Consider the following 13,872-nt stretch of genomic DNA (forward strand, 5'->3'; position numbering starts at 1 on the left):
AAAGGTCTGCGAATTTTTTACAACTCCAATTTTGTTTTTACTATATAAGGAGGTATAATTATGAATTCTTTTTCTACAAGTATGGATCTGGTTGAGTTTATCGGTAAACTTGGTGATTTAAAGGATGAACACTATCATATGACCCTTGCCTTCAGTGCTATGATCGAATTAATGATCGATAAAGGCCTGATCTCCCGCCAAGAATTAGAACAAAAAACCGCCGAGCTTGATCAGCTTATGACAACTGGCTCAACTTATCCCATGGCGTAGGTTGATCATAATACGTATCACAAAGCTTAAACTCACTATCCTTGAAGAAACAACCCCGATCCTCCATTGCACAACGTACCGACATTTTAGCCAAGTCCATCATATTATGATCCCGGCTTAAATGCGCTAAATAGGTACGCTTGGTACGTCCTGTGAGAATTTCACTAAGTGCCGCTCCGGCTGCTTCATTAGAAAGGTGACCCATATCGCCAAGTATACGTCGTTTCGTATTCCACGGATAACGTCCCATCCTCAGCATTTCAATATCATGATTCGCTTCCAGCACCAATACGTCTGCATCTGAAATCGCATCTCTCACCTTGTCGCTAACATACCCAAGGTCCGTAGCTACACACAGCTTCTCTTTTCCATCATAAAAATTGTAACCAACCGGTTCCGCCGCATCATGAGAAATCGCAAACGACTCTACTCGCAGACTGCCAAAATCCCTATGCTGCCCCGACTCCATAATGATTCGGTTATAGTCCGGTATTTTGCCAATGCCTTTCTCTATAGCACCCCAGGTATTTGTGTTTGCATAAATCGGAAGATCGTATTTACGGGCCATTGCCCCGAGTCCCTTGATATGATCAGAATGCTCGTGCGTAACTAGAATCCCGTCTATATCATTACCCGTTAACTCGCGCATGGCTAACAGCTCATCGATCCGCTTGGCACTCAGACCTGCGTCAATCATAAGTGTTGTCTCCCCGTTCCGTACCACCGTAACATTTCCGGTAGAACCACTGGACAGTACTGTAAATGAAATCCCCATTTTCCTTACTCCTTCTAATCTGTTGTCTTCGGACTGATGATGTCCGCACTAATAGCATCCACATAATAGGCATTGCCGTTCTCCAGCATGAACCGCCACATCGGCGACGCTACCTGACTTTCGGAGTTGAACAGCTCACCATAATAACCAAGTTCAATCTCCTTCACTACAGAGTCCGCCGGAAAATATTTTTCAATCAAACTACTAAGCGCTTGTGATGCCGGCAGTACCTTCTGTTCCTTATCACTACTGCTTGCCCCAATTTCAATCTTCGGCGAGCGGTAAGCTACAATCTTCTGATCACTATTAATCAACTCTAGTCTAACTCGGAATAACGACCACTGATTCTGAACTAGCGGGTGAAGAACAAATTTCCCAACTTCACTTTCTTGTGAATCGAAGCGATAATTGGCGATGTCGGGAATTTGACTCTCAAGCGCCTTGCTAAGGTCAGAGAATGAAGAATAGATCAGCTTACTATCTATAGGAACATCTAATTTAATAGGTGGCTCATTCTGCTCTTCAGCAGAATATCGATAAGTTATATTAGGAAGCTGCGGGGTAGACGCAGGAATCGGACACAACACACGAATCCCCTTTTGCTCCATCACCGCTTGGGTTTCTTCAGATAGGGAAGTGAAATCGAGATTGGCACTAACCTGATCGCGCAAATCAATCCACAGCTGATAACAAAGCAGCAGATTCAGACCTAAAAAGGCGCAAATTAGTACATTTTTGGCTCTTCCCCAATCCATACCCTTACCTCCTAAATGTTATATGAACGACTTGTAATTAATTTAAAGTAAGAACACTGCCATCAATAAGCGTAACCTTCCAGACTGGGAGCAGTTGCAGCTTCTCATCTTTCACTACAGGTACATACGCAGGCGTCAAATCCTTCACTCCCGAAGTTTTGCTGACTAACGACAATTGATTCTCCAGCTCCGCGCCTCCAGATAGCTCTACGATTTTCTTCTCTGCTTTACTCTCCTCAATATAGATTAATGAGCGTTCATAAGAGGATACGGTTCCCTGCTGCAATTCCAGATTAATTACGCCATACTGTAGCTGCGAATTACTCATGATCGGATAGGAGCCATATGGGTAGGAGCCATAGTATTGTTGAAAAGAGACCTTTCTCTCCTGTCTCCCCTCCTCGGTAGCTTCAAGACGATAGGTTCCGTTCCATCCACCATGCTGGTTCACAAATTCCACAGCTTCAAGCGCATCCTTGGCAGGTGTACTGTCTCCAGCTGGAAGTGCGGCTGGATCACTATAGCTCATCCAATTCCGTTCCTTATCGACCTGAAGACTGCGTTTGCTGTCCGTATAAATCTCCGATCCGTTTTTCTCGCGAATATATCTAGTACTTCCAACATCGAAGAAAAGATTACTCTGCATTTGTTCTATGGTATACATGCCTGAAGGCATCTCAACCTGAACTAGAGAAATCTTGCTGTCTGGCACATAATAATCACCGTCTACTGCCTTGTAAGGCGTCCAGTTTTTGCCGAAATCCACATGCTGCTGCACGTCTTGAACGGTTAAATCGGCTTTTGCCGCTTCATATATAATGTCGCCTCTCGTACTGAAGAAAATGGCATGCGCTTTGGAGTCATTCTTAATGTTATAGATCCAAATGCGATCGATGCTTTCTCCTTCAAACAGGGAATCAGGTGACAACTGCATAACCCGCTGTAGTAACGTTACCGGAATGCCTGATCCGAACGAAAGCTCAATCCCCGGATTCTCACTACGAATCTTATCCCAGTCATAATCCTGTACCGAGTGCCGCTGGAAGCTTTCAAATCCACGACCTTTTAACCGATTCATAATTAAGCTATAGAACGTTGAGTCTGGATAAAAAAGCGTATGCTTGTTATCGCCCATATGGATGATCATTTTATCAGGGTACAATAGGTTCTCGACCTTTTCTTCTGGTCCCATATTATCCGTCTTCACATATAGATTCTCGGAGAGTACCGCAGAGTCTGCACCAGGCAGCCGGTAAATCAAATAATAACTCTCAACAAGACTTCCCACTACGAGCAAAGCTAGAATCCATGACTTCAATCTCTCCTTCATGCCTCACTCCCCCTTTGCTCATTCAGAGGTAGCGTAAAGGTTACCTTGGAGCCTTCATTAAGCTCCGATTGCAGGGAAATAGAGCCTCCATGTGCTTTCACAATTTCCCGGGCAATGGAAAGACCGAGTCCGGTGCCTCCCATATTCCGTGAACGTGCCTTATCCACCCGATAAAAACGTTCGAAGATCCGCTCGATGTCTTTCTTCGGAATACCAATCCCGGAATCACGTACAGAAATGGAGAGCATTCCATCCTCATTCTTCAAGGCTTCCAATTCAATCGTACCGCCTTCTGGCGTATATTTTAACGCATTCGAGACTAGATTCCCCAGCACTTGATCAATTTGATCCCGATCAAGCCAAGCGGTGCTTACATCCCTACGAACCCTTGTGCTAATATCGATACGTTTCTGCCGAATCTGAAAAGAAAAGCGGTCTGCTACATCCTCCAGCATCTCAGTAATATCGGTCTGCTGAATTCTGAGAAGTGCCTCTTTAGAATCCAGTCGCGAAAGATGCAGTAGATCTGTAACCAGACGAATCATTCGCTCGGTTTCGTTACGAATAACCCCAACAAATCGAACCGCTAACTGCGGATCCTCCAGCGCTCCATCATCGAGTGCCTCCACATAGCTCTTAATCGTTGTAAGTGGTGTTCTTAGCTCATGCGAAACGTTCGCCACGAATTCTCGGCGTGATTCTTCCAGGTTTTCTTGCTCAGTTACATCCTGTAACACAGCAATGGTACCAGCAATTCCACCTTCCCGGCGATGAATCGGAGTAAACGTCACTCTCACGATATTAGAATCTTCTCCACCCATATGTGTTAGATGAAGCATTGCGGATTGTGCGTTTCCTTTCGCTAAGGCACCACTCTGCTCATAGTCGAGACCTAGCAGCTTGTCCAATGGAGCACCTTCAGGCAATGGACCTTCTGTTCCCAGCATAAGTGCTGCCCGAAGGTTCATAAGAATCACTACGCCATTCTCATCCGTGGCTACCACACCATCGCTCATGTTCGTCAGAATAGAGGTGAGCTTCTCCTTCTCCTCCTCATTCTGCGAGAGCGCCTCACGCAATCTTCCAGTCATATAATTGAATGCCTGACTGAGTTGTCCAATTTCATCGTTGCCCAGTACAGGCATTTTCCGATTGAAGCGGCCCTCTGCAACAGCTGTTGCATGCCTGGTCATTTCTTTAATCGGCTGTGTAATGGTGTGTGCAAGAATAACACATAAGACAACTGTCAGTGATAAGGCTAACAGCAATCCAGAGATGAATACACTGTTGATCCTGCCCATGGTTGCATATAAATCTTTCATGTCGGCAGCAATATAGATTGCCCCAACCACCTTATCACCGGAGAGCACCGGCTTGGCCACAACCTTTTTACGCACATTATCATCAGCAATAATATATTCTTCATTATCGCTGATCCCCTGCAAAGCACGATTCACTACAGTCTGAGTATTGCGCTGTCCGACATAGTCATTCTGCGAGGGTACGGAGGTGGTAATAATTTTGCCGCTGGCATCAAGCACCTGAATCTCGGCCCCGTTAATATACAGGTTATTGACCATGCCACGCAGACTTTCTACAGCCGTTTCCTCGTCCGCCGTTCCAGCCTCACTGCCAAATTTATCAGCAGTCAGGATAGACAGCATCTCAGCACGTGCTTTAAGATCCTTCGTGAAATTATCCGTTAACGAGTTCTTCATCGAGCTGACAAAATAGACTCCGATTAACTGCATAGCTATCAGAATCAGCAGTACATAAATAATAATAAGCTTAGCCTGAATTGTCCGGAAAAAGGACCACCATTTCATCACAGTCCTCCACTTTTAGGGCTATGCATCAAATAGCCAAGTCCGCGCCGGGTATAAATATATTCCGGCTTGCTGGGATTCTCCTCAATTTTCTCTCTTAGACGACGGATCGTCACGTCTACGGTCCGCACATCACCGAAATACTCGAATCCCCACACAGCCTGCAATAAATGTTCCCGGGTCATCACCTTACCCGCATGTTTGATCATATAGTAGAGCAACTCATATTCACGATGCGTCAAATCAAGCGGTTCTCCGCCCTTGTATACCATATACATATCTGTATCAATAAATAGATCAAAATGATAAATCCCCTGCTTGCTCTCTGCAGGTTCACTCGTCACTCCCGTTGATGATGGTTTGTGCTGTCTCCGCATTTGGGCTTTAACTCTGGCGAGCAGTTCTCGTGTACTAAAAGGTTTAGTTACATAGTCATCCGCACCAAGCTCCAGGCCAAGCACCTTATCAATCTCTCCGTCTTTGGCAGTAAGCATAATGATAGGAATGTCCAAGTGCGCAGAACGAACCTCACGACAAACATCCATCCCGTCCTTACCAGGCAGCATAAGATCAAGCAGCATAAGATCAGGCTTTTTGGACAATGCCAATTCTACTGCACTGTTACCATCAAAAGCACAAATAACCTCGTAGCCTTCTTTTTCTAAATTAAACTTCAATATATCAGCAATAGGCTGTTCATCGTCTACTACCAGAATCGTTCCCATCTGCATGTCTCAGCTTCACCTTCCTATCCCTACTTAAAGATCATTCCTTTATTTTAACATACCTGTCTTACCGTCACATCCTACGAAATAAGGAATCGGCTTCCCCAGCAAAAAGAAACAGCTATATCGTCATTCCTATATTAACAAAAATAAAACCGCTCGAGTTTAATCGAGCAGTTAAGGTTAACGTATGAATTATCGCAAATACTTCATTGGATTTACTGCAGTGCCATTTTTCCGAATCTCAAAATGCAGATGTGTTCCTGTCGAGCGTCCAGTATTGCCCATTACGCCAATTTTGGCGCCTTGCTCTAAACGCTGTCCCGTAGAAACGGAGATACTGTTTAAGTGGCCATAATAGGTTTCGTATCCGTTACGGTGATCCACGATAACCACATTTCCATATCCACTCTTCACACCAGCAAAGATTACAGTTCCGGCATCAGAGGCTTTAATGCTCCGGTTGCCAGATACCATATCTAGACCCTTATGGGCACGGCTCCAGCGCTCACCGAAACTACTAGTAAGGGTTGCTCCGCTTACTGGCCAACTGAACATGCCTGTTCCTTCACCAACTACCTTCGTACCCCGATAAACCACTTCAGGGAGAGAAGATTTAATAACGGTCTGACCCAACCACTCTTCTTGTACGACCATTCCATTTTTCTTTGTTAACCGATACTGCATTTCTTTAAGGCCCGTTTGTCCTGGACGAACGACCTTACTTTTGCCTGCTGGTAACTGGTCGCTTTTACGCACGATCACTTCAGGTTCTGTAACTACCTGCTCTGACACCTGCTCTACAGTAACCACTGTAACATCTGGCTGTGGTACCTTCAGCTTCAACGTATCACCAATCTTCAACGTTAGCTCTTTCACATCAGGATTGTTACTATAAATCTCTTTTTGTGTAATTTCAAACCGTTTGGCAATCCCCGAAATCGTATCGCCCTCTTGAACGGTGTAAAGAAGTGGTGCTTCTTTACCCTCGGTAAGTGTCTTGACCGCTTCCTGCACATCCAATACTTTGTTAGGATCTGTCTTCACAGGGACAATAGAGACCTCTTCACTAATCTTAACTGACTCCACTTGCTTGGCAGCTTTTGTCTTTGCAGCATTTGAACTTGAGGCCGCTGTTCTTGTGAGCTTACTAGCTGTAGCTACTTCAGTTTGTGGAACATAGTGATTCTTTACCCCTTCAAGTACCGCATTTGCGGTCTCTTGATCCTTAACAATACCAACAGCCTTGCCATCTACCATTAATTGTACACCTACAGCATAGGCCTTCAGCATACCATCCAATTTATTAAGTGTAGCCTCACTATCAACTTCAGGCTTATACGCTTTCTGCTGTTTAATTGTAATGCCTTCTGTCTGAAGCGCCATTGTTTTATCAGGATACTTGTCCTGATATTCCTGTTGCTTCTTATCGTACAGCTGATTAAGCTGTGCCTGATCGTTAAGTTTTCCGATCTCCTCGCCCTTCAACAACACTTGATAGTAGGTTTCAGTATTGGCCGCTACATACTTTTTCTCTGCACCAACCAACACAGTGGTTAGAAGTACTAGGCCAACAGCTCCCATAATCCAAGAGCGCCGAAATCTACGAGTACCTTTTTCTTGATGAAAGTGCGTGGAGTCGTGATCGAAATTGTGGCTCTGCTGAACATCTGCTCCGGATTCTGCTGTGTTTCTATCCCGCAGTTTCCCCATCCGGCGCATGAACTTAAATCCCTTCATGAAACTCTCCCTTTCAGTCCGCTCTGTCTTCTGATATGAACGGCCAAGCTAGTTGTACGATCTCGATTATATAGATTACGACCATGAATGTTTCTACTTATCCTAGTTCTAAATTCCTGCTTCTAATGGGCCCTTAAAAAGGTTACAAGAGGTTACAAAAAATTAACCCTTTGACATCCTTGTCTAATGTACCATAGCTGAGCGAAAAATTTCAACTTTACACATATAAAAAAACCCACCAAATATGCGGGTTTTTTGCGCAAATATGAAAATTTAACCTATTTCTTGTGTCTATAAATTGACAATTACTAGAACTACTGAAGCGTTTTTGTAGTTGGTGTAAGCATTTTCATTATGCTCTCGTATTCATCAGGATCAACATATCTGGCAATGACTTGTTGCAATTCCTTAACCTCATCCTCCGTTAGTCCATCCTCCATCGCCGTAGAGATTTTCTGCATCTCATCCTGCGGTAGTTTGGACATCAAAATATTGAATATATTTACCTTCTCCGCTGAAGGGAGATTATCTTTAAAGTCACCTAATGCCTCCGGTGTCATCACCAATTTCTGGTCCTCTGAACTTCCACTCTGGTTTTCATTATTAGAGGACTCATTTGAGGCTTGGCCCATAACCGGTAAAGCATCTTCGGGTGCTTTTTCCTCCACAGGTTCTCCTTTTTCTTTTGCCGGTGTATCCTTACTATTATCTTTATCCTTATTTACCGTACTGCCTGTCGTCGCTTCTTTATTTGTTTTAGTAGTGTTCGTTTGACTATCCATGCCAAGAATACTCTTGATCATCCCGCCTAAACCGGGGCCTGGACTATCCACTTTAATATCGAAGCTTGCCAGCACCGATTGAATATAAGCATTTACAACCACGCCCGTGGTTAGAATTGAAAGTGTACTTGCGAGTACTACAATTAGACATACACCCAGTGCACGCTTCACAATCTTCATCTTCGTCTCTCCTCTCACCTATGTTCAATTCTATCCGGTAGATAATATCCATATTTTTCTATACCTCCAGTATTGACTAGAACCAGCTGCGGGAAACATACGAGTAACAGTAAACATAAAAAAAGAGACCTCTCTCGAGGCCCCTTATAAATGACTATGTTGTTTAGATATAAATTGGCATTACTTGATTCGTCTGCTCACGGTTACGGCCTACTGAGAAGATGGCAATCGGAATTCCTGTAAGCTCAGACACACGCTCAACATATCTGCGTGTATTGGCTGGCAGATCGTCCAATGTTTTTGCAGAAGTAATATCTTCACTCCAACCTGGAAGCTCCTCGTATACCGCTTCACACTCTGCCAGCATCTTAAGGCTAGCTGGGTAATGCGTGATTACTTCACCACGGTATTTGTAGCCTGTGCAGATCTTCACAGTCTCAAGTCCGCTGAGTACATCCAGCGAGTTAAGAGACAAGCCTGTAATTCCACTTACACGGCGAGCGTGACTTACAACAACACTGTCGAACCAACCTACACGGCGAGCACGTCCAGTAACTGTGCCATATTCATGACCCGTTTCACGGATATAGTCTCCAGTTGCATCATTCAGTTCTGTAGGAAACGGGCCATCTCCAACACGAGTGGTGTAGGCTTTAGCAACCCCGATAACTTGTTTAATCTTGGAAGGTCCAACGCCAGAACCTATGCATACTCCACCTGCAGATGGGTTAGAAGAAGTTACAAATGGATACGTACCTTGATCGATATCAAGCATTACCCCTTGTGCACCTTCAAACAATACTTTGCGGTCTGCATCAATGGCTTCATTAAGAATGACCGACGTGTCTGTCACATAGTTACGCAGTACTTCCGCATATTCTAGGTACTGGGTCAGGATCTCTTCAACGTTAAGAGCTTCCGCGCCATATACTTGAGTAATCACTTGGTTCTTCTCTTCCATTAAGTGACGAAGTCTCAATTCGAATTCCTCAGCGTCCATCAGGTCAGCAATACGGATACCGTTACGCGCAGCCTTATCCATGTAACAAGGACCGATACCTTTGCGTGTTGTACCAATCTTGTTCGGACCCTTGCGGTCTTCTTCTAGAGCATCCAGTACCATGTGATAAGGCATAATAACGTGAGCCCGGTCGCTGATCACTAAGTTCTTAGTATCAAAACCGTTCTCATGAATATAATTAATTTCTTGGATCAAGGCAGCTGGATTAATAACCATCCCGTTACCAATTACACAAGTCTTTTCTTTATAAAATACACCAGAAGGGATTAAGCTGAGCTTAAACTTCTCACCGTCAATCAGAATCGTGTGACCGGCATTATTGCCCCCTTGATAACGGGCAACCACATCTGCACTTTCCGCTAGAAAGTCAGTGATTTTCCCTTTACCTTCGTCTCCCCATTGTGTTCCCACGACGACTACCGTTGACATGTTCATTCCTCCGTAGGTGCTAGCCAGCACCATTATTTTTCATAATATGGGCCCTGTACGTCATTCTTATGTACGTAGCCCTCCGGACTCCAAGCGGATTTACCCACTAAAGGACAATACTCAGTGTAACAGCCGTTTTTTTCAAAGTCAAATAAAACGAACGATTACACAAAGAAATGTGCAATCGTTCGGATATCATACATGACAGGTTAACCAGCAAATGGTTCTGCATGTGCTCGCTCGTAGTTAACGAACTTGTTGAAATTTTTGAGGAAGACAAGCTCTACTGTCCCAACGGGACCATTACGCTGTTTAGCTATAATAATTTCAATAATATTTTTCTTCTCAGTGTCCTGATTGTAATAGTCGTCACGATACAGGAACGCAACAATGTCGGCATCCTGCTCGATAGAACCCGATTCACGCAAGTCACTCATCATTGGTCGTTTATCCTGACGCTGCTCTACACCCCGGCTAAGCTGTGACAGGGCGATAACCGGCACGTCCAATTCACGGGCAATCTGCTTCAGTGTACGGGATATATCCGATACTTCCTGTTGCCGGTTTTCCCCGCCTTTACCGCGGCCCTGAATGAGCTGCAAGTAGTCAATGACGATCATCCCCAGGCCCTTTTCCTTCTTGAGCCTCCGACATTTCGCACGAATATCCGTTACAGTAATCCCTGCTGTATCATCGATATAAATCTCCGCCTCCGATAGAGATTGAATGCCCATTGTCAGCTTCGACCAATCATCATCACTCTTGAAGTCACCGGTACGCATAGTATTCGCATCCAGATTAGCTTCGGCACAAATCATCCGTTGTACTAGCTGCGGTGCAGACATTTCCAGACTAAATATAGCAACCGTCTCTTTGGCACGCACTGCCACATTCTGAGCAATATTTAGCGCGAATGCTGTCTTACCTACAGAAGGACGGGCTGCAACAATAATCAAATCATTGCGCTGGAATCCATTAGTCATATGGTCTAAATCCACAAATCCCGTTGGAATACCTGACATGCCGCCCTTATCTTTATTCTGATGAAGGAGTTCAACCTTATCAAATACTTCCATCAAAACATCGCGGATTGCGATAAATCCACTGCCGCTGCGCCGGTTAGAGATTTCAAGAATTCGCCGTTCTGCATCACTCAGCATATCGGCAACATCTTCGCCACCCGTGTAACCCTCGCTCACGATCTGCGTCGCTGTACGAATCAAACGCCGCAGCATAGCCTTTTCTTCAATAATCTGCGCGTAGTATTCTACGTTAGCCGCAGTAGGCACAGCATGCGCCAGCTTAGCTAAGTAGCTAACACCGCCAATATCTTCAAGCTCTCCCTTGTCCTGCAGTCTTGAGGTAAGCGTAACAAGATCAATCGGCTGGCTCTCTTCTCCGAGCTGCACCATCGCCTCAAAAATCATTTGATGCGCTTTATCGTAGAAGTCTTCGGTATTCACCCGTTCCATTGCAGTAATGAGCGCTTCATCCTGCAACAGAACAGCACCGATTACCGCTTGCTCCGCCTCAAGATTCTGCGGGGGAACCCGATCGAAAAAGAGATCTCCACCCATTTTACTCCTCCGTTACCTGAACCTTAAGGGTAGCCTTTACTTCAGTGTGTAGTTTTATACTTACTTGGAAGACTCCCAAATGGCGAATCGGTTCACCTAGCTCAATCTTGCGCTTATCGATGGAAATACCTTGAGTGGAAGCTAGCGTTTCAGCAATTTGTTTGCTCGTGATTGCGCCGAATAGACGGCCGCCTTCACCTGCTTTTGCCTTCATAGTAAGGGTAAGCTCATCTATCTTCTTACCCAGTTGCTGAGCTTCTTCTTTTTCGTTATCTTTACGGCGTTGTTCAGCAGCTGCTTGATTCTCAAGCGTCTTCACATTGCCTTCCGTTGCCGGACGAACTAATCCACGTGGTAATAGGAAGTTCGAAGCATAACCTTCGGACACCTCTTTAACCTGACCTTTTTTACCTTGACCCTTAACATCTTTTATGAAAATGACCTTCATTCGAATAAACCCTCTTTCGATTCGATTTCAGCCAGCACTTTCAGCAGTCTGGCTTCTGCTTCTTTACATGTTCCTTCTAGCTGTACCGCGGCGTTCGATAGATGCCCACCGCCACCCATTTTTTCCATCACGACCTGTACATTCATACGCCCAAGTGATCGAGCACTAATGCTTATCAGGCCGTCTGGTCGCTCACTAATGACAAATGAAGCGACTACGTTCGTCATTCCAAGCAGCGTATCGGCTGTCTGAGCGATAAGCAGCTGCGGAATCTTCATACCTGGTGCCGTAACCACCAATGCGATTTGATCATAAATCATACGCGCATGCTTGATAATTTCGGCTTTTGAAATATACTCCTGTAAGTCCTCCTTCAGCATACGCTGAATAAGAACGGTATCCGCACCATTCCGGCGCAGAAATCCTGCAGCTTCAAATGTACGGGAGCCTGTATGCAGTGCAAAGTGCTTCGTATCTACAGTAATTCCCGCTAAGAGCATTGTAGCATCCAATGGACTAATCTTTACCTTCTCATGGATATATTGAAGCAACTCTGTCACTAGCTCACAGGTTGATGAAGCATAAGGCTCTAAATAGACTAATACAGCATCGTTGATGAACTCTTCACCTCTACGGTGATGATCCACCACAACAATTCTACTCGCATATTGCACAAGCCGCGGTTCCATTGTCATTGACGCCTTATGGGTGTCCACAACAATAAGCAATGTATGCTCCGTCATTACTTGTAAGGATTGCTCCGTTGTGATGAATGACTTAAACAACTCGTCATCTTTCCGAATCTGCTCCATCATGTTCGTTATGGAAGGATTAGGAGTTTCCATCACAATGCTGGCCTCTACATTATACATCTGTGCGGCCCTTAGAAGGCCAATCGCAGCGCCAACAGCATCGATATCTGGGGTCCGGTGGCCAAGGATCAGCACACGGTCGCTCTCCTGCATCAGATCACGCAGCGCATGTGCAATGACTCTTGCCCGCACTCGTGTGCGCTTCTCCGCGGCATTGCTCTTTCCACCGTAGAAAGATAATCTCTGACCTGCTTTTACAGCAGCCTGATCTCCACCCCTGCCGAGCGCCATATCCAGACTGGATTGCGCCAGAGCGCCTAGCTCGCTTGCAGAGTCTGCTCCAAATGCCATGCCAATACTCAGTGTCATGGGAACCTTAAGGTCGGCGGTCATTTCCCTAATCTCATCAAGAATAACGAATCGACTTTCTTCCAGCGCCTGCAGGCTACGATGATTAAGCAGCATTAGATAACGTTCAGAAGACAGACGACGCAGGTAAACATCAAACTGTTTACTCCATTCGGTGATCTCACTTGCTACCTTAGCAATCAGAGAAGTACGCTGTTGATCATCCATTCCTTGAGCAGATTCATCTAGATTATCCATCATCACTATACCAATCGCCAGCTTCTCATCCTCATAACGTTCACGTAGCACCACAAGCTCAGTAATGTCATACATGTAAAGAATACGTTCACTTGGAATAATCACGGCTTGATAATATCGTTCATCCACAGTGAGCTCAAGGCGAGTGTCGTGCAATACACCTTCTTTGAGGACATCCCGTTTTCCTGTTACATTCGTTGTAAAAAAAGACTGCATATCTGGCAGTAATTCCTGCAGTGGTTCCCCAACTAAAGACTTGCGTGCAAAAACATCACCGGCATAGCGGTTATTCCATTCTACTGTTCGATCCTCGCTAAACAGAATGATTCCGAGGGGCAGCATGCTAACTGCTTCTCCCTCCACCCGCTTAATACGAAAAGTTAATCCATTTATATATTCCACCAAATTACGGCGGAACGTAATCTCCGTCTTCAGCATATAGAAGCATAATGTACCTGCCAGAAACAGGCTAACGACCCCTAGTGCCCAATTATAAATACTAACAATTATAATAAGGGCCAACAGCAGCATGAACGCCCATACGGTATGATAGCCGTGCCAGCGTCTTTGCAGAAATTTAGGCATGAACTCTCACC

The 13,872-nt window shown here is 45.0% G+C and carries 12 protein-coding genes; 1 reads left to right on the forward strand and 11 read right to left on the reverse strand.

Going from position 1 to position 13,872, the window contains the following annotated elements; genetic code table 11:
• The first annotated feature begins 60 nt into the window (after positions 1-60).
• Complete coding sequence (locus tag NST74_RS29605) at positions 61-270, forward strand: hypothetical protein (RefSeq protein ID WP_042131700.1); 210 nt, start codon at positions 61-63, stop codon at positions 268-270.
• Here NST74_RS29605 and NST74_RS29610 read toward each other — a convergent pair.
• The 11 genes from NST74_RS29610 to NST74_RS29660 all read right to left on the reverse strand — a co-directional run bounded on the left by NST74_RS29610 (position 236) and on the right by NST74_RS29660 (position 13,861).
• On the reverse strand, positions 236-1,045 hold the full coding sequence (locus tag NST74_RS29610; protein WP_339288671.1) for an MBL fold metallo-hydrolase: 810 nt from the start codon (positions 1,043-1,045) through the stop codon (positions 236-238). The genes NST74_RS29605 and NST74_RS29610 overlap by 35 nt on opposite strands.
• Positions 1,046-1,059: 14 nt before the next feature.
• Entirely contained in the window at positions 1,060-1,800 is a 741-nt protein-coding gene (yycI, locus tag NST74_RS29615) for a two-component system regulatory protein YycI (protein WP_042131702.1), read from the reverse strand.
• Between the two features lie 37 nt (positions 1,801-1,837).
• Positions 1,838-3,130 carry a YycH family regulatory protein gene (locus NST74_RS29620; RefSeq protein WP_076120607.1) on the reverse strand — a complete coding sequence of 431 codons (1,293 nt, stop codon included), beginning with the start codon at positions 3,128-3,130 and terminating at the stop codon, positions 1,838-1,840.
• Entirely contained in the window at positions 3,127-4,956 is a 1,830-nt protein-coding gene (gene walK / locus NST74_RS29625; RefSeq protein WP_042131705.1) for a cell wall metabolism sensor histidine kinase WalK, read from the reverse strand. The genes NST74_RS29620 and walK overlap by 4 nt, the downstream gene beginning before the upstream one ends.
• Entirely contained in the window at positions 4,956-5,687 is a 732-nt protein-coding gene (yycF, locus tag NST74_RS29630) for a response regulator YycF (RefSeq protein WP_341115782.1), read from the reverse strand. Before yycF ends, walK begins: the two co-directional genes overlap by 1 nt.
• 189 nt (positions 5,688-5,876) lie before the next feature.
• Positions 5,877-7,421, reverse strand: coding sequence for a M23 family metallopeptidase (locus tag NST74_RS29635; RefSeq protein ID WP_341115783.1), 1,545 nt, complete (start codon positions 7,419-7,421; stop codon positions 5,877-5,879).
• A 314-nt stretch (positions 7,422-7,735) separates the two neighbouring features.
• Complete coding sequence (locus NST74_RS29640) at positions 7,736-8,383, reverse strand: hypothetical protein (protein ID WP_341115784.1); 648 nt, start codon at positions 8,381-8,383, stop codon at positions 7,736-7,738.
• 163 nt (positions 8,384-8,546) lie between these two features.
• A complete protein-coding gene (locus NST74_RS29645) occupies positions 8,547-9,833 on the reverse strand; it encodes an adenylosuccinate synthase (RefSeq protein ID WP_076120609.1) in 1,287 nt (428 codons plus the stop codon).
• A gap of 209 nt (positions 9,834-10,042) precedes the next feature.
• Positions 10,043-11,410, reverse strand: a complete 1,368-nt coding sequence (dnaB, locus tag NST74_RS29650) for a replicative DNA helicase (protein ID WP_042131710.1) — start codon at positions 11,408-11,410, stop codon at positions 10,043-10,045.
• A 1-nt stretch (position 11,411) separates the two neighbouring features.
• The gene (gene rplI, locus NST74_RS29655) at positions 11,412-11,858 is read right to left on the reverse strand and encodes a 50S ribosomal protein L9 (RefSeq protein ID WP_042131711.1); all 447 of its coding nucleotides are present in this window, start codon (positions 11,856-11,858) and stop codon (positions 11,412-11,414) included.
• The gene (locus NST74_RS29660; protein WP_042131713.1) at positions 11,855-13,861 is read right to left on the reverse strand and encodes a DHH family phosphoesterase; all 2,007 of its coding nucleotides are present in this window, start codon (positions 13,859-13,861) and stop codon (positions 11,855-11,857) included. Before NST74_RS29660 ends, rplI begins: the two co-directional genes overlap by 4 nt.
• Between the last annotated feature and the right edge of the window lie 11 nt (positions 13,862-13,872).

Source organism: Paenibacillus sp. FSL F4-0125 (genome assembly GCF_038008565.1).
Classification (GTDB): domain Bacteria; phylum Bacillota; class Bacilli; order Paenibacillales; family Paenibacillaceae; genus Paenibacillus_AQ.